The sequence below is a fragment of the Blautia sp. BCRC 81119 genome (assembly GCF_003184505.1).
Taxonomy (GTDB): Bacteria; Bacillota; Clostridia; order Lachnospirales; family Lachnospiraceae; genus Blautia_A; species Blautia_A fusiformis.
Window position 1 is genome coordinate 79,070 of sequence record NZ_QJHD01000009.1, and the last position, 16,654, is coordinate 95,723.

Annotated in this window: 13 protein-coding genes and 1 riboswitch; of the genes, 2 read left to right on the forward strand and 11 right to left on the reverse strand. The window is 47.1% G+C overall.

Annotation, left to right across the window (positions count from 1 at the left end; translation table 11 throughout):
- Window positions 1-947 precede the first annotated feature (947 nt).
- The 11 genes from DMI82_RS07360 to DMI82_RS20255 all read right to left on the reverse strand — a co-directional run bounded on the left by DMI82_RS07360 (window position 948) and on the right by DMI82_RS20255 (window position 14,284).
- Window positions 948-3,320 carry a ribonucleoside triphosphate reductase gene (locus tag DMI82_RS07360; RefSeq protein WP_110102951.1) on the reverse strand — a complete coding sequence of 791 codons (2,373 nt, stop codon included), beginning with the start codon at window positions 3,318-3,320 and terminating at the stop codon, window positions 948-950.
- 214 nt (window positions 3,321-3,534) lie between these two features.
- On the reverse strand, window positions 3,535-4,770 hold the full coding sequence (gene hflX, locus DMI82_RS07365; RefSeq protein ID WP_110102952.1) for a GTPase HflX: 1,236 nt from the start codon (window positions 4,768-4,770) through the stop codon (window positions 3,535-3,537).
- A 1-nt stretch (window position 4,771) separates the two neighbouring features.
- Window positions 4,772-5,830, reverse strand: coding sequence for a tetratricopeptide repeat protein (locus tag DMI82_RS07370; RefSeq protein ID WP_110102953.1), 1,059 nt, complete (start codon window positions 5,828-5,830; stop codon window positions 4,772-4,774).
- A gap of 8 nt (window positions 5,831-5,838) precedes the next feature.
- The gene (glmM, locus tag DMI82_RS07375) at window positions 5,839-7,185 is read right to left on the reverse strand and encodes a phosphoglucosamine mutase (protein WP_110102954.1); all 1,347 of its coding nucleotides are present in this window, start codon (window positions 7,183-7,185) and stop codon (window positions 5,839-5,841) included.
- Window positions 7,186-7,199: 14 nt separating this feature from the next.
- Window positions 7,200-8,117, reverse strand: a complete 918-nt coding sequence (locus tag DMI82_RS07380; RefSeq protein WP_015526147.1) for a nucleotidyltransferase family protein — start codon at window positions 8,115-8,117, stop codon at window positions 7,200-7,202.
- Window positions 8,118-8,173: 56 nt separating this feature from the next.
- Window positions 8,174-9,250, reverse strand: coding sequence for a peptide chain release factor 1 (gene prfA, locus DMI82_RS07385; RefSeq protein WP_015526148.1), 1,077 nt, complete (start codon window positions 9,248-9,250; stop codon window positions 8,174-8,176).
- Window positions 9,243-10,130: a peptide chain release factor N(5)-glutamine methyltransferase gene (prmC, locus tag DMI82_RS07390; protein WP_110102955.1), complete on the reverse strand. Its 888-nt coding sequence runs from the start codon at window positions 10,128-10,130 to the stop codon at window positions 9,243-9,245. The genes prfA and prmC overlap by 8 nt, the downstream gene beginning before the upstream one ends.
- Entirely contained in the window at window positions 10,117-11,115 is a 999-nt protein-coding gene (locus DMI82_RS07395; RefSeq protein WP_110102956.1) for a DUF1385 domain-containing protein, read from the reverse strand. The genes prmC and DMI82_RS07395 overlap by 14 nt, the downstream gene beginning before the upstream one ends.
- 92 nt (window positions 11,116-11,207) lie before the next feature.
- Window positions 11,208-11,411 carry a 50S ribosomal protein L31 gene (gene rpmE, locus DMI82_RS07400; protein ID WP_015526151.1) on the reverse strand — a complete coding sequence of 68 codons (204 nt, stop codon included), beginning with the start codon at window positions 11,409-11,411 and terminating at the stop codon, window positions 11,208-11,210.
- 105 nt (window positions 11,412-11,516) lie between these two features.
- Complete coding sequence (gene rho / locus DMI82_RS07405) at window positions 11,517-13,037, reverse strand: transcription termination factor Rho (RefSeq protein ID WP_110102957.1); 1,521 nt, start codon at window positions 13,035-13,037, stop codon at window positions 11,517-11,519.
- Between the two features lie 251 nt (window positions 13,038-13,288).
- Complete coding sequence (locus tag DMI82_RS20255) at window positions 13,289-14,284, reverse strand: anthrax toxin lethal factor-related metalloendopeptidase (protein ID WP_242981822.1); 996 nt, start codon at window positions 14,282-14,284, stop codon at window positions 13,289-13,291.
- A 160-nt stretch (window positions 14,285-14,444) separates the two neighbouring features.
- A riboswitch (cyclic di-GMP riboswitch) is annotated at window positions 14,445-14,532 on the reverse strand.
- 129 nt (window positions 14,533-14,661) lie between these two features.
- Between DMI82_RS20255 and DMI82_RS07420 the strand changes: the two genes are divergently transcribed.
- Both DMI82_RS07420 and DMI82_RS07425 read left to right on the forward strand, forming a co-directional pair.
- Window positions 14,662-15,579, forward strand: coding sequence for a transglutaminase-like domain-containing protein (locus DMI82_RS07420; RefSeq protein WP_186582425.1), 918 nt, complete (start codon window positions 14,662-14,664; stop codon window positions 15,577-15,579).
- Between the two features lie 21 nt (window positions 15,580-15,600).
- Window positions 15,601-16,644 carry a type II secretion system F family protein gene (locus tag DMI82_RS07425; protein ID WP_110102958.1) on the forward strand — a complete coding sequence of 348 codons (1,044 nt, stop codon included), beginning with the start codon at window positions 15,601-15,603 and terminating at the stop codon, window positions 16,642-16,644.
- The last annotated feature ends 10 nt before the right edge of the window (window positions 16,645-16,654 follow it).

Below are 16,654 nucleotides of genomic sequence, written 5' to 3' on the forward strand. Positions count from 1 at the left end.
GGGCATTTCGCATGCGGCTGTGGATTTTCTTTCCAGGAGGAGCATTTCGCATGCGGCTGTGGATTTCCTTTCCAGGGGGAGCATTTCGCATGCGGCAGGTGCGAGGAGGGGAAGCATTCATAGTTGCGAAGGCCATCATCCCCTCCTCGCGCTCCTCCCCTCCCGGCCACGCCGCTGTTCTGTGTTGTGGAATGTGTTACTTTTCTGACGGGATGATGGATTCTACGGTATTGGATATTGTAGGTTGTGCCGATATAAGTAACTGATATGCTTTCTTGATTCAGGTCAAGCGGATATTCGCAATCCGCTTCGCTACTTGCTCATAACTGCTCCGCAGTTTATCAGATAGAGCCTGCACTTCTCCTGATACAAGCAAGTCCTCACCCACTGCTTATTGCTTTTCGCAACCCTGCAGGGGACTTACTTGATTCAGTTAAATATCACAGAACATAAATCTCATATCAGGGAACAGGCCCGCTATGCGGGCCGCTTTTCCGTCCGTCCTCATTCATCGGCTCAGCCTTGAATTCCCGATACAGTCGAATCCATCGCCCTATACAAAACGTATCACACACCACAACGTACGTTCAAAAAAGCGTGCCCGGAAAGGGGGAGCGCGAGGGGGAAAAACGGGCTTCGCAACTTTGAGTGCTTTCCCCCTCGCAAATTTCCGCCGGGAAACAATTCCCGGATTCCCCACGCGGTATCACAGCGATATACATATATTTATACATTAAAGTGTAACACTTTCAATCATTAAACCCATGTATAAGTATACCATCCCGACATGAAATGTCAACCATCTTTCCCCCAAAACGAAAATCCCCCAAAAAAACATAAAAACAAACGACAAAAAATAAAAAATTATATAAAAAAAGACCAGACGCACATCCAAACAGACATACGTCCAGCCATTTTAATTACAATTTACAATTGCCCCAAAGAGCTCAATCCAGCTCTTCATCCACATACTTCTGAATGTTAGAAGCATTCACATACTTCTTAACCTGTGCCCCGTCAGTGATCACAAGTGTAGGCGCCTGACGGATCCCATACTGCTTGACAAGCTCGGGATTCTGCTCAGCATCGATGATCTCCAGTTCTTCGCCTTCCAGCATTTTCTTTGCCATACGGCAGTTCGGACAAGTGCTGGTCGTAAAAAGATATTTATGAGATTCCACAGGCTGGATCTCCACCTCGTCACCCTTCATGGTCATCACACTGGTATGGACCTTTTTCAGCTGGGAATGGGTAATATCATAGAGGGTACGGTTCTTGTACTCCTGGGTCTTACCATCGTTCCAGTTCTGTACAGGACGGTAATATCCTGTGATACGGCTGTAAACCTCAGCCTTCTTTCCACATTTCGGGCAGGTGAAATGCTCGCCGCTGATGTAGCCATGCTCCTGACATACGGAATAGGTCGGTGAGATGGTGTAATAGGGCAGGCGATAATTCTCTGCGATCTTACGTACCAGCGCTGCCGCTGCCTTCCAGTCCGGAAGCTTCTCCCCAAGGAATGCATGGAATACGGTTCCTGAAGTATACAGAGTCTGCAGATCGTCCTGAATATCCAGTGCGTCAAAAATATCCGCAGTGTAATCAACCGGCAGATGAGAACTGTTTGTGTAATACGGAGTGTCGCCCTCTTTTCCTGCTGTTTTGATATCCGGATAACGGCTTCTGTCGTGTTTGGCAAGACGGTATGCAGTGGACTCTGCCGGTGTTGCCTCCAGGTTAAAAAGCTCTCCCGGATACTGCTCCTGATAGTCTGAAAGACGGCTTCTCATATGCTCCAGAACCTCTTTTGTAAACTTCTGGGTTTCCGGATCTGTCATGTCTTTTTTCAGCCAGCAGGCATTTAAGCCCGCTTCGTTCATTCCCACAAGGCCGATGGTGGAAAAATGATTGTCAAAGCTTCCAAGATATCTCTTCGTGTACGGATACAGTCCCTCCTCCAGAAGCCTGCTGATCACATCTCTCTTGATGTGAAGAGATCTTGCGGAGATATCCATCATGTGGTCCAGGCGCTGATAAAATTCCTTCGGCGTTCTGGAAAGGTATGCGATACGCGGCATATTGATGGTAACAACGCCTACAGAGCCTGTGCTCTCACCGGAGCCAAAGAATCCACCACTCTTTTTGCGGAGCTCACGGAGATCCAGACGGAGGCGGCAGCACATGCTGCGGATGTCGCTTGGCTTCATATCACTGTTGATATAATTGGAAAAATACGGAGTACCGTACTTGGAAGTCATCTCAAAGAGAAGACGGTTGTTCTCGGTATCAGACCAGTCGAATTCCTTTGTGATGGAGTAGGTCGGGATCGGATACTGGAATCCACGTCCGTTGGCATCTCCCTCAATCATGGTCTCGATAAATGCCTTATTGACCATATCCATTTCTTTCTTACAGTCTTTGTATTTGAAATCCATGTCCTTGCCGCCTACGATAGCCGGAAGCTCTGCAAGGTCGTCCGGAACGGTCCAGTCCAGTGTAATGTTGGAAAATGGTGCCTGAGTGCCCCAGCGGCTTGGAGTATTTACGCCATATACAAAGGACTCAATGCATTTCTTAACCTCCGGATAGGAAAGGTTGTCTGCCTTTACAAAAGGTGCCAGATAAGTATCAAAGGATGAAAATGCCTGTGCGCCCGCCCATTCGTTCTGCATGATACCCAGGAAATTCACCATCTGGTTGCAGAGTACACTTAAATGCTTTGCAGGTGCAGAAGTAATCTTACCCTCAATACCACCAAGTCCCTCTCGGATCAGCTGCTTCAGGGACCAGCCTGCACAGTAACCGGTCAGCATGGACAGATCATGGATATGGATATCTGCATTTCTGTGTGCATCTGCGATCTCGTTGTCGTAGATCTCAGACAGCCAGTAGTTTGCGGTAACTGCTCCGGAGTTGCTTAAGATCAGACCTCCTACAGAATAAGTAACCGTTGAGTTCTCCTTTACACGCCAGTCCTCAACCTTTACATAGCTGTTTACGATTTCTTTATAGTCAAGGATGGTGGATTTCATATTGCGGATCTTCTCACGCTGCTTACGATAAAGGATATACGCCTTGGCAACATCAGAATATCCGGCCTGGATCAGTACGTTCTCCACACTGTCCTGGATATCCTCAACAGAAATCCGGTTGTTCTCGATCTTATTCTGAAAATCCGCTGTAACACGAAGTCCCAGAAGATCGATCATATCCGAACTGTAATTCTTACCTTTGGCATCAAATGCCTTATCAATTGCCGCAGTGATCTTCCCCATTTTAAATTCGTCTAATTCACCGTCTCTTTTTACTACCTGAAACATAAGAAAATGCCTCCCTCATGCATTTATTTATAAGCGGATATTTCATTCCGCCTCACTTGCCTGCTTACGAACACACTCCGTTTCACGATCTGTGTTCAAAGCGCTGTAGGCTTATTGTATCAGACACGCCTCTTTGCGTCAACATAAAAAGCACCATATATAGTGCCCGTTTTGTTCACGGTACTATATATGGTACTGAGTAGATATTTTAACATTATGTGACTTTCGGATAGATTTCCCGCGGAACTCTTGCTTTTACAGCAATCCCTCCTTCGGTATACTCTTCCGAAAGAAGCTGTCCATACTCACGGATCAGCTGGATCTGACCGGCCTCCGAATAAGGAAAAAGCCGTTCCATATAAATCTGTCCTTCTGCCAGTATCTCAGAAAGAAGCTGCTTAAATTCCTCAAGCCCCTCTCCTGTCCGTGCGGAAATCTTCAGCGTATGGTCTGCCCGGAGATCCCGAAAGTTTTCCCCGGAAACACGGTCCTGCTTGTTAAAAAGTGTGATCGTCTTTTTTCCCAGAGCACCAAGCTCTTTCAGGGTTTCATATACGATATGCATCTGTATCTCCGCCTGAGGATTGGATGCATCTACCACATGAATGATATAATCCGCATATTTGGCTTCCTCCAGGGTACTCTTGAAGGCTTCCACCAGATTGTGGGGAAGCTTGCGGATAAAGCCTACGGTATCCGTAAGAAGAAGCTGCTGTCCATCATCCAGTGTCAGAAGACGGGTAGTCGGATCCAGTGTGGCAAACAGCTTATCCTCCGAAAGCACCGAAGCGCCTGTCAGTGTATTCAGAAGCGTTGACTTTCCTGCATTGGTATAACCGACAATGGCTGCTGTCTTCAGATTTCCCACAGCTCTTCTGGAACGGATCAGCTCTCTGTGCTTTTCTACCTGGGAAAGCTCCTGCTTCAGTGCGGATATCCTGTTCCGGATCAGACGACGGTCTGTCTCCAGCTTTTTCTCACCAGGGCCTCTGGTTCCGATTCCTCCTCCAAGTCGCGAAAGAGAAGAACGTAGTCCCACAAGACGTGCAGACCGGTAACGAAGCTGTGCAAGCTCTACCTGGATCTTGCCTTCACTTGTGACGGCACGCTTCGCAAAAATGTCAAGAATCAGCAGGGTACGATCCATAACCTTGCACTCCAGCTCCCGCTCCAGATTATTCATCTGGGCAGGAGAAAGCTCATCGTCACAGATCACACCATTGGCATCCAGGGCATAGAGAAGACCTTTTACCTCTTCGATCTTGCCTTTTCCGATATAGGTGCCCGGATGTACGGCCTCACGATTCTGAATGATCCTGCCTGCAACCGCCGCACCTGCCGTAGCCGCAAGTTCTCCAAGCTCATCCAGGGATTCCTCCATGTCATCCCCCCGATCTGCCTGGACACCGATCAGGATAACCCTGTCCTGTATTTCCTCAAAATATTCCATATCAGCCCTCCGAAGACGTTCTTGTTTTCAGAAAAGCCCGCTCTTTTTTTGCAGCGGAATCTTCAGGGAACATCTCAATATATTCCTGGACCTTGGTCAGTGCAGTAGCAAAATCCAGCTTTTTTTCATAGGCTACGATCTCATTGAACAGAAGACTCTGCATCTCGTCTGTGGTAGCTGTCGGAAGGCCCTTTGTGATGTTATCAAGAGCGGAATCATAATCTCCGCTTCGGATATCGCACAGTGCCAGACCATTATAGCCCTTGGCGGAATCACCCACTGCAGAAATATACTGCTTGTACATTGCCTGGGCATTTTCCACATCATCCTGGGCCAGATATACCATCCCCAGAAGAAGCAATGCTTCCGTATTATCCTTCTTGGTTGCTTCCAGAAGCTCTTTTTTTGCGTTGCTGTAGTCTTCCATATAATAGTAGACACGGCCTCTGTCACAGTGGTCCTGGGCATCCTTGGCCTCAGAAGAAAGAGCAGCTTCCAGATATCTGGTTCCGTCCGCTTCCATATCCTTGTCCAGATATGCCGCATAGATCTCGATCGCCATATCATAGGTGGAATCTTCTCCATAGGCCTGTTTGAAGTTAGATGCGGCTTCTTCGTAGGAATCCATGGCAAGGGCAACCTTTCCAGTGAGAAAATAACTGCCTGCATCCATGGAAAAATCTTCTCCAAGTGTCTGGCAGTCTGCCATGGCATCCTCGTATTTTCCAGACTTCAGCTCTGCAGTAGCCCGGTAGGACAGGATATCCTTACGAAGGCTTTTGCTTACTTTATCGCAGTTCAGAGCTTCCGTGAAGCTATTCACGGCATCCTCATATTTGCCAAGACGCAGGCTTGCGATACCTGCCCCGCGATAGGACTGTACCAGCTTCACTCCGTTCTGGATAGAGCTCTGGTACTCCTCCAGGGCATACTTGTAGCTTCCCTGGGAAAGATCCTTTCCGGCCTGTTCATATATTTTTGTTTTTTCACTGCCGCAGCCGCCCAGAAGCAAGGCTCCTGTAACGGCTGCAAGAATCAATACGGTCTTTGTTTTTTTCATGGAATTCCTTATTCTGCAACAAGCCCTTCGGCTTCCATCACATCAACAACACTATCTACATATTTATGGCAGAGATCATCCGTTCCCGCTTCTACCATAACACGGATCAGCGGCTCTGTACCACTCTCACGTACCAGGATACGTCCGTCATCGCCAAGTGCCTCTGCGGCTGCCTCAATGGCTGCTTTTACCTTTTCGTTCTCCAGTGCTGTTTTCTTGTCGGAAACACGCACATTCCGGAGAAGCTGCGGATAAACCTTCATCTCCTTTGCAAGGTCGCAGAGTGTGGCCTTCTGATCCACACATGCCTCCATGATCATAAGAGAAGTCAGGATCCCGTCACCGGTAGCGGAATAGCGGCTGAAGATGATATGTCCGGACTGTTCACCACCGATACTGTAATTGTTTTCCATCATGTTCTCGGCAACGTATTTGTCACCAACTGCAGTCTGCTCATAGTCGATGCCTTCACGCTCCAGAGACTTGTAAAGACCAAGATTAGACATAACGGTTGTTACAACTGTATTTCCGTTGAGCTGGCCTTTCTCTCTTAAATATTTGCCGCACACATACATGATCTTATCACCGTCAATGATGTTTCCGTGGTGGTCTACGGCGATACAGCGGTCTGCGTCACCATCATATGCAAAACCGATATCCAGGCCTTTATCTACCACGAACTGTCTCAGAACTTCAATGTGTGTGGAACCGCAGCCACGGTTGATGTTGGTCCCGTTTGGCTCATTGTTGATCACATAGGTTTTTGCACGAAGTGCGTCAAAAACGCTCTTGGCAATGGCGGATGAGCTTCCGTTGGAGCAATCCAGCCCAACCTTGATATTTTTGAAATCATGGCACGGGATAGAGATCAGATGTCCGATATAACGGTTTCTTCCGGATGCAAAATCCACAGTACAGCCGATATCTTCTCCGGTTGCCAGCGGAAGCTCCTCGATCTCGCCGTCCAGATATGCCTCGATACGTGCTTCAATATCTGCGGAAATCTTCTGTCCGTTCTCATTAAGGACCTTGATCCCATTATCATTAAACGGATTATGGCTTGCGGAAATCATGATACCGCAGTCAAAATCTTCTGTACGTACCACATAGGATACACTTGGAGTTGTGGTCACATGAAGCAGATAGGCATCTGCTCCGGATGCGGTAAGTCCTGCCGCAAGGGCATACTCAAACATGTAACTGCTTCTTCTTGTATCCTTGCCGATCACAATCTTCGCCTTGTGATCTCTGCCGTAATACCAGCCGAGATAACGTCCCACACGAAATGCATGATCTGCTGTAAGCTTTACATTTGCTTCACCACGAAAACCATCTGTTCCGAAATATTTACCCATAATGTTCTCCTTTATTACTGATACAGTCCTTCCGGATAAACGCCGTCATCTGTAAGTTTTTTGAATGCAGCCTGTACAGATGCCTTATCCTCCTGATAGGTAACACCGAACCACTCGTCCTTTGTCTCAAGAACATCTACCGCTGCTTTTCCGGAATGGATCAGCTGGTCGATAAGCTCAGGAAGAAGATACTCTTTTTTGATGTCTCCCTCTTTGATCCCGCCAAGGAACTCAACGAAGCCTTTCTCAAGGATCTCCATAAATTCCGGTGTCAGTCCCCACATATTCATGGAAACAAGGCTCTTTGTATCCAGTGTTTCTGCTGTACCATCATCATTTCTTGTCTCTGCGCCGTCTGCTGTCTTGAAGATGTTATGTGTCTCTGTAACGCCCACAAGCTTGCCGTCCTCAATATGGCACACTCCTCTTGTGACGCTTCCGTTGTCACTTAATGTATTCCCAAGGCGGAAACCTGCCATGCAGATGTGCATCGGGCCATCCTGCGGATGATCCTGTACCAGGTAGTCATGCACCTTTACGTAGGCTTCTTTTCCGTAGTAGTCATCTGCATTGATCACAGCGAATGGCTCGGAAAGGACTTTCTTTGCTGCCAGTACAGCGTGTCCGGTCCCCCATGGCTTGGTACGGTCCGCCGGTTTTGTAAAATTGCCCGGAAGATCGTCGATCTCCTGGAATGCATAAGCAACTTCTGTAATGTTGGAGATACGGTCTCCGATCACTTTTTTGAATTCATCTTCAAGGTCTTTACGGATGATAAATACGACCTTGTTGAATCCTGCCTCCAGTGCATCATGGATGGAATAGTCCATAATGATCTCGCCCTTCGGGCCTACCGGTGCAAGCTGCTTGATTCCTTTTCCAAAACGGCTGCCGATACCGGCTGCCATGATCACCAGTGCTGTCTTTTTCATTTTCGTTTCCTCCTGATTTATTATAATTTTTTGAACGCTGTAGCTGTAATCAGCGCTTACTCCTGTTCATTCAGCTTTGTCAGCTTTACTGCCTGGTCTGCTGCGATCAGACTGTCAATGATCTCATCCAGATCTCCGTTAAGGATATTCTCAAGACGATGAAGGGTAAGCTTGATCCTGTGGTCTGTTACACGTCCCTGAGGGAAGTTGTAGGTACGGATCTTCTCGGAGCGGTCACCTGTACCGATCTGGCTTCTCCTTGCCTCTGCCTCAGCGTCATGCTGCTTGGCAAGCTCCATCTCATACAGACGGGAACGGAGCACACGAAGTGCTTTATCCTTGTTCTTAAGCTGAGACTTCTCATCCTGGCAGGAAATCACGATTCCTGTGGGGATATGAGTAAGACGTACTGCGGAGTCTGTGGTGTTGACACACTGACCACCGTTTCCGGATGCACGGAACACATCGAATTTACACTCATTGAGATCCAGATGGAAATCAATTTCTTCCGCCTCCGGCATGATCGCTACCGTACAGGTAGAGGTATGGATCCTTCCGCCGGACTCTGTCTCCGGTACTCGCTGTACACGGTGAACACCGCTTTCGTATTTCAGTCTGGAATATGCACCCTCACCCTTGATCATGAAGGTAACCTCCTTAAAGCCGCCGATGCCGTTCTCATTGAGGCTGAGCATCTCGGTTTTCCAGCGGCGGGACTCCGCGTATTTCACATACATACGATAAATCTCTGCTGCAAAAAGTGCTGCCTCATCACCGCCTGCACCCCCACGGATCTCAACGATAACGTTCTTGCTGTCGTTAGGGTCCTTCGGAAGAAGAAGGATCTTCAGCTCATGCTCCAGCTCCTCCACTCTCTTTTTTGCATCGGAAAGCTCTTCCTTCAGCATTTCACGCATCTCTTCGTCCTTCTCGCTCTCCAGCATGGAAAGACTGTCCTCGATGGTTTCCTTATTTTTCTTATATTCTTTATATGCGTCAACGATTGGCTGCAGGTCGCTCTGCTCCTTCATCAGCTTCTGAAAATGTGCCGGATCGTCGGTTACTCCCGGTTCTCCCAGCTCATTGAGAAGCTCTTCAAAACGTACCAGCAGATCATCCAGTTTATCAAACATGTATTTCCTCCTGTTTCTGTCCAAGCACCACACGGTCAAGGCCCGGCAGATCCTTTACGATCTGAACCCCGGTAAGCCCGGCTGCTTTCATCATTGTACTGACTGCCTCACCCTGGGTGCAGCCGATCTCATACAGAAGCCAACCTCCCGGCTTCAGATATTTCCCGGCCTCTTCGGTGATCTTTCTGTAAAAATAAAGCCCGTCTTCCATTCCGTCAAGCGCCTTCCTCGGATCATGAAGGCGGACTTCTTCCATCAGTGTTTCAATTTCTTCTGTTGCGATATAAGGCGGGTTTGAAATAAGGATATCATATTTCCCACTATCTTTTCCACCTTTTTCACAAAAATACGGTGCTGAGAACAGATCGCTTTCCACAAAATCCGCCCGGTTCTCCACCTTTAGAATACCTGCATTCTTTTTTGCCACTTCCAGTGCTTCCGGTGAAACATCCACACCGGTCCCACAGGCATCCTGCCGTTCCAGAAGAAGGCTGAGCAGGATGCAGCCGGAGCCGGTACACATATCCAGGATCTCCGGTTTTTCCACATCCCCAAGGTGTTTCAATGCCTCTTCCACCAGAGTCTCCGTATCCTGTCTCGGGATCAGCACGTTTTCGTTTACATAAAACTCATAGCCCATAAAAAAAGCCTGATGAGTCAGCTGCTGTACAGGAATATGCCCTGCCCGCCTGTCGATCAGCGTAAGATACTCTGCTGCGGTCTCATCAGACACCGGTTCATCTCCATGCGCAAAATAATATGCCCGATTCTTTCCGGTCTTAAATTCCAGAAGGAGCCAGGCATCCAGCCCGGCTTCTTCCAATCCGTTATCTTTCAGTATTGTTGTACCTTTTTTCAGAATGGACTCAAGAGTCTGCATTTTCTGTCTCCTCTGTCTCATATGGGATGTCCAGGCCAAATTCCTCTTTCAGATAAGCTCTCCAATCAAAAACAGCCTCAACTGCTTTAATGGCTACCTCTGCCATATCTGCAGCAGGCTCCTTTGTGGTGAATTTCTGCATGGCAAGACCTGGTTTACTCATAATGTCCGCAAATTTACTGTCTGTTCTTCCTGCCCACTGGATGATCTCAAAGGAAATCCCCGCAACTACCGGCACCATGAGAAGTCTTCCCAGCAGTCTCACCCAGTAAAACGGCACCGCCACAAACACAAAATGCAGCACAATACTTACCAGCATGACCAGAAACAGAAAGCTTGTTCCACAGCGCTTATGAAACCTGGAGCTCTTTAACACATTCTCTACCGTCAGAGGCAGACCATGCTCCACACAGTTGATACATTTGTGCTCCGCACCGTGATACATAAATGTCCTCTGGATATCCTTCATTCTGGAGATCAGGAACATATATCCCATAAACAGTGCCAGCTTCACAAAGGCTTCCACTATGGTGACCAGAAATTCCGAAGCACCTGCCCCTCGGATCAGACTGGCCAGTACATACGGAAGAAACATAAAAGCAGCCACAGAAACCACCATGGAGGTAGCTACCGTAATGTAAAGAAGCCACTTGAACTGCTTATCCTCTTTGGCTTTCTTTGCAGAACGCTCTTCTTCTGTAAGCTGCTCATTCTTCCTGGCTGTTTCCTCATCTTCCTCGTCTCCTGCGATCTCCGCAGAATACATCAGGCATTTCGTGCCTACCACAAGAGAATCCACAAAGCTTACCATACCACGGATGATCGGTTTCTTCAGAAATGCGTGATTTCCGAAGATACATTTATAATCCTCTACCTTCAGCTCGATCTCCTGGTCCGGGCGGCGCACTGCGATAGAATATTTGTCCTTGTGGCGCATCATGATGCCTTCCATGACCGCCTGTCCGCCGATATTCGATGATCTCATTCATTCTCTCCTGTGCAAATTAAAAATTTTTCAGTTAAAGAAAGGTTGAGATTTCCCAACCTCAACCTTCTCATTTCCTGTATTCGTAATAATTACTTATTCAGGCCGTATTTCTTATTGAACTTATCGATACGTCCACGAGCCTGTGTAGCCTTCTGCTGTCCTGTGTAGAACGGATGGCATTTAGAACAGATCTCAACATGGATGTCCTCTTTTGTAGAACCTGTTACGAAAGTATTTCCGCAGTTGCAGGTTACAGTTGCCTGATAGTAGTTCGGATGGATTCCTTCTCTCATGATTTTCACCTCTCTATATATTTAATATTATTCGTATTCAATTGACGAATTCCATTTTAAACAGCTTGCTAAGTATAACATAGCTTTCCCTAAAATGCAAGGACTTTATAAAAATTTCTGTTTCTTTACAGTCTGTACCAGTTCTGCATTGTTCCTGGTTCTGGCAAAGGTATTCAGGATCTGTTCTACTGCCTCATCCGCTTTCATTCCGTTGAGAGCTTTTCGCATAATATAAACCGCTTCCTGTTCATCCTTGCTGAGAAGCAGATCCTCTCTTCGGGTTCCGGATTTCTGGATGTCAATGGCCGGGAATACCCGTTTCTCCTGTAATTTACGATCCAGGACAAGTTCCATATTACCGGTTCCCTTGAACTCCTCATAAATAACATCATCCATCTTGCTTCCGGTATCCACAAGTGCGGTTGCCAGAATCGTCAGGCTTCCGCCCTCGCGCATATTACGGGCTGCACCAAAAAATCTTTTGGGCATATGGAGAGCCGCCGGGTCAAGACCACCGGATAAGGTTCTTCCGCTTGGCGGGATGATCAGATTATAGGCTCTGGCAAGTCGTGTGATCGAATCCAGAAGAATGATCACATCCTGTTTATGCTCTACAAGACGGCGCGCACGCTCCACAACCATCTCGGAAACTCTCTTATGATGTTCCGGAAGTTCATCAAATGTAGAATAGATCACTTCCACATTCGGTCCCTGGATCGCCTCTCTGATATCGGTAACCTCCTCAGGACGCTCATCGATCAGAAGAATGATCAGATGCATATCTCTGTTATTCCTGAGGATAGACTTGGCAACGTCTTTCAGAAGGGTTGTCTTACCTGCCTTTGGCGGAGATACGATCATTCCTCGCTGGCCCTTTCCGATAGGACTGATCAGATCCACGATACGCATGGCCGTTGTACCGCCTGCACGCTCCATGACAAGTCTCTCATTCGGAAAGATCGGTGTCATATCTTCAAAATTATACCGTCTCTGTCCCTCACTCGGATGGAAACCGTTAATGGAAGATACGTAGAGAAGGGCACTGAACTTCTCTCCCTGGGTCTTGATGCGGATATTTCCCTGGATGATATCACCTGTCTTTAAATTAAAGCGGCGGATCTGGGAAGGAGAAACATAAATGTCGTTCTCACCCGGCATATAATTCTCACATCGGATAAAGCCATATCCATCCGGAAGGACCTCCAGGATCCCGTTAGCCTTTTCACCACTGTCCAGCTGGGTGGATTCTGACGGGACATTCCCGTTCTCCCTTGTAGCTTCCCGGTTATATTCACGGTTGTACTCTCTGCGGATATTTGTGCTTCTGTGTTCCTGATCATTCTTATCACTACGATATTCCTTCCGCTGCTCCTGAAGTCCTTCCCCTGCCGGACGGGTACGATATTCTGTTTTTTCCGAATCATAGCTTTTTTCTTTTACAGTATTTTCTGCCGGTGTACTTTTGTGTACTTCTTCGGGATTTCCTCTGTCGGACTCTTTGGCGTCCTCCTCCAGCATCCGCTCGATCAGTGCCGGTTTTCTCAGAGTAGAAATTCCCTTCATCCCTCTCGCCTTTGCCAGATCCTTCAGCACCGCCAGAGATAATGATTCATACTTTTCTCTCATATTAAATCCTCTATTCTTAAATCTGATAAATTATATATTTGTTGTTTATGGAATCAGATACAACCTGACATGGCTGCACTTTTTTTGAATGAAAGCATGTTTTCAGCTTATGTTTCATTATACACACCTTATAGAGTCTATTGCAAGAAATATTTATCGACATTTTTTTTATACTTTTCTCACAAAAAAGAAAAAAATCTGCCCGGGAGATCTCTTCCCGGACAGATCCAACGTTCCTGTATGCTTCTTTTTTAGCTCCAGAACGGTCCGTATATATCCATAACCCTCTGGATACGTTCATCAGTAATTTTATTCAAAGCCGCCACGATCGCTGCATACGTTTTTGGTCTCTGTCTCTTAAGTGTTGACGGACTTGTTACATACTCAAGCACTGATTCTGCAAAATATTCTGAACTGTTCTGCGTTGCATAGCTTCTGTTGATACCTGTAAATTTGGATTTTTCGCTGTTATAAACTGCGGCAAAATCACTTGTTCTGTCTACGTTTCCCGCAACAAAAGCAAGGAAATGTCCCAGTTCATGGTAGATTGTCTCATTTTCAAAACGAAGGATGATGCTTCTTGAATGTGCGTTAAAGCAGCCTCCGTAGTTAACAGACGGATCGATCGTTACAGTAAATCCAAGCTTCTTGTAGGCTTTGAGCACCCTGCTGTCCATCTTCGGTGCAATGGAAGCAATATTGCTTACTGAATATTTGCTGTCCATGCTGATGCTTTCTACTTTTTTTGTGGAAGCTGCATTCGCTTTGCCGGCAGTAGCTGAAGCCGCCATGACTGTTGTGGTCGTCTGAATGATTGTAGTTACTTTCCGTGTCTGAACGGCTGTTTTTGATTTCTTTGTGTATTTCTGTGTTGTTGCAGTCTTAACTGTCTTTAATGTTTTTACGGTTGTATTTCTGTTTGTTTTCTTTGTGGTCGTACTCTTCTTATTGGTAGTCGGAAGCTTCTTGGTATAAGTCTTGGTCGCCGCTTTTTTCAGCCTAACTTTTTTTCTGGTTGTCTTGGTATTTGAAGTCGTTTTGGTAGTCACCTTCGGTTTTGAAGCAAGTGGAGTGTCGTCCTCTGTGATGGTAGTCTCCACTACCGGATCTGTAAAATCCGGAAATTCCGGAACCTGTGACGACTGCCAGACATTAAAGCCACCTGCCAGTACAATAACAGCTGCAAGGCATCCTGCTAAAGCTTTTTTCCTGCCTGTAAAAATTTTATGGATATCTGTTCTTTTCATATCATTCACACCTTTCTGAAAGCCGACGTTTCAGTTTCCAACCTAAACCGGATTTTAGGCATCAAAAAAGCCGCTTATTCTAACGAAATAAACGGCCGCATTAACACACAGATTCTTGTTCATAGATGTTATCTGAATACGTCATTAAATCGGAATTTAATGCGGCAACCGGCTGTCATAGTCATCCTTCGGACCTTAGACCCATGGCTTTGCGTCCCTGTCTTTCAACAGGTTTGCCTTTATATGCATAGTATATGTTTTTTTCCCTGAAATGTCAACATTTTCCACTGCATTTTGAGCCCTACTCCTGTCTTTTTTTCACGGAATCTGCTATACTGTTCAAAAAGAAAGCATGATATAACAGGAGAACGGAAACAATGTCAAAATTTTTACCAGTCCGTCTCTTTTTTGTATGGCTGCTTTTCGGAATCCTGCTGGCAGGCTGTGGAAATTCTCCTTCCTCCGATGAAGAACCTCCGGTATATTCTCCGGCCAGAGTCCTCACCCCGGAGGCCCCCGGCAAAAAAACACTGGGCAGTTCCCCTCTGATCCTGGATATTTCCAATCAGGATCAGGGGTATCTGACTGCAGAATCCGATTCCGATGATTCCCGCATGAACATTCAGCTTACTGCTCCCTCCGGTGTGGTCTATTCCTATTTTCTGGAACCTGATGAACAGACGGTACTTCCTTTTTCCGAAGGCTCCGGTGAGTATCTCATCACCTGCTATCAGCAGATTGATGGAAACCAGTATGCCGCCCTTTACACGGAAACGCTCACAATAAAGCTTCAGAATGAATTTCTTCCGTTTCTGTATCCAAACCAGTACGTGGACTTTTCTTCCAAAAGTGAAGCCTGCAAACTGGCAGCCTCTCTTGTCAAAGAAGACATGACCGATATCGACATCCTGAAAACCTTCTATACATATGTTACCAGTCATATTTCCTACGATTATGACAAAGCTGATTCTGTCGAAGCCGGTTATCTTCCTGATGTAGATGATACTTTAAGCACCGGCACGGGGATCTGTTTTGATTACGCTGCACTGACTACTGCAATGCTCCGCAGCCAGGACATTCCCTGCAAGCTTCAGATTGGCTATTCCGGTGATGTAAAGCATGCATGGATCGATGTTTATATCCGTGGCAGAGGCTGGGTGACAAAGGCAGTATCTTTTGACGGAGACACCTGGAAGCTGATGGATCCCACCTTTGACGCCAACAGTGATGGTGATGAAGCGATCCAGGAATATATCGGTGATGAAAGCAATTATACGGTACAGTTCACGCGCTGACCTACTAAAGGAGACCTTATTATGAAAAACAAACTGACAGCCCGGGAATTATCCAGTTTCTGCGGGCAGATGGGAATGCTTCTGCATTCCGGCATATCCACAGCTGAAGGACTTCACATCCTCTGTGACGAAAGCAAGACCGATGCAGACCGGCAGATCCTCACACCCCTGATCCGTTCCGTGGAAGAAAACGGTTCTCTTTCCCGGGCTCTTGACGAATCCGGTATCTTTCCCACATCCATGACCGCCTATGTCCGGACCGGTGAGGAAACCGGCTGCCTGGATGAGATCATGGAAAGTCTCAGTTCCCGCTATGAACAGGAGGAAGAAATCTCAGGACAGATACGGTCTGCAGTCACTTACCCGCTGCTCATGCTTGGCATGATGGCTGTTGTGATCCTGGTCCTTCTGATAAAAGTCCTGCCGGTATTTCAACAGGTATTTAACCAGATGGGAATGGAAATGAACGGGGTTTCCCGGGGACTTCTGAATGCAGGCAACGTGATCAGCCGGTATTCCTCTGTTTTTCTGATCCTCGCCGTAGCCCTCATTGGCTGCATCCTGTTTTTCAGTCTTACGGAAAATGGTCACAGCCAGCTGCGAAAAATAGTCATCCATCTCCCGTTTTTCCGTGAGATCCCGGTTGCCATGGATTACAGTCGTCTGACCCAGGGCCTTTCCCTGGGGCTTCGGAGCGGACTTTCCCCGGAAACCAGCCTGGAGCTTACAAAGGATCTGATCTCACAGCCGGTGATACTCGAAAGACTCCGGAAGGCTTCCTCTATCCTGGATAGCGGAGAAACTTTTTCCAGGGCTCTTACAGAATCCGGTCTGTTCGGCGGCATGGAAGGCCGTCTCATCACGATATCCTTCTATTCCGGTTCCAGTGACGAAACCTTCCGCAGGCTTTCCCGGCAGTACACCGAAAGATCCATAGATCTGATCTCACAGGCAGTCTCCATTGTGGAGCCTACCATCGTGATCCTGCTGTCTCTTCTTGTGGGGCTGGTCCTTTTATCCGTCATGATGCCGCTTCTGGGGATCCTCTCAGATTTTGCAATGTAAGGTGGTGACC

Excerpts from the sequence above, each read along its gene's own strand:
- rpmE (WP_015526151.1), bottom strand. The coding sequence starts at position 11,411 with ATGAGAGAAGGAATCCATCCGAACTACTATCAGGCAACTGTAACCTGC.
- DMI82_RS07395 (WP_110102956.1), bottom strand. The coding sequence starts at position 11,115 with ATGAGATCATCGAATATCGGCGGACAGGCGGTCATGGAAGGCATCATG.
- DMI82_RS20255 (WP_242981822.1), bottom strand. The coding sequence starts at position 14,284 with ATGAAAAGAACAGATATCCATAAAATTTTTACAGGCAGGAAAAAAGCT.
- rho (WP_110102957.1), bottom strand. The coding sequence starts at position 13,037 with ATGAGAGAAAAGTATGAATCATTATCTCTGGCGGTGCTGAAGGATCTG.
- DMI82_RS07425 (WP_110102958.1), top strand. The coding sequence starts at position 15,601 with ATGAAAAACAAACTGACAGCCCGGGAATTATCCAGTTTCTGCGGGCAG.
- DMI82_RS07380 (WP_015526147.1), bottom strand. The coding sequence starts at position 8,117 with ATGAAAAAGACAGCACTGGTGATCATGGCAGCCGGTATCGGCAGCCGT.
- DMI82_RS07420 (WP_186582425.1), top strand. The coding sequence starts at position 14,662 with ATGTCAAAATTTTTACCAGTCCGTCTCTTTTTTGTATGGCTGCTTTTC.
- hflX (WP_110102952.1), bottom strand. The coding sequence starts at position 4,770 with ATGGAATATTTTGAGGAAATACAGGACAGGGTTATCCTGATCGGTGTC.
- prmC (WP_110102955.1), bottom strand. The coding sequence starts at position 10,130 with ATGCAGACTCTTGAGTCCATTCTGAAAAAAGGTACAACAATACTGAAA.
- prfA (WP_015526148.1), bottom strand. The coding sequence starts at position 9,250 with ATGTTTGATAAACTGGATGATCTGCTGGTACGTTTTGAAGAGCTTCTC.
- DMI82_RS07360 (WP_110102951.1), bottom strand. The coding sequence starts at position 3,320 with ATGTTTCAGGTAGTAAAAAGAGACGGTGAATTAGACGAATTTAAAATG.
- glmM (WP_110102954.1), bottom strand. The coding sequence starts at position 7,185 with ATGGGTAAATATTTCGGAACAGATGGTTTTCGTGGTGAAGCAAATGTA.
- DMI82_RS07370 (WP_110102953.1), bottom strand. The coding sequence starts at position 5,830 with ATGAAAAAAACAAAGACCGTATTGATTCTTGCAGCCGTTACAGGAGCC.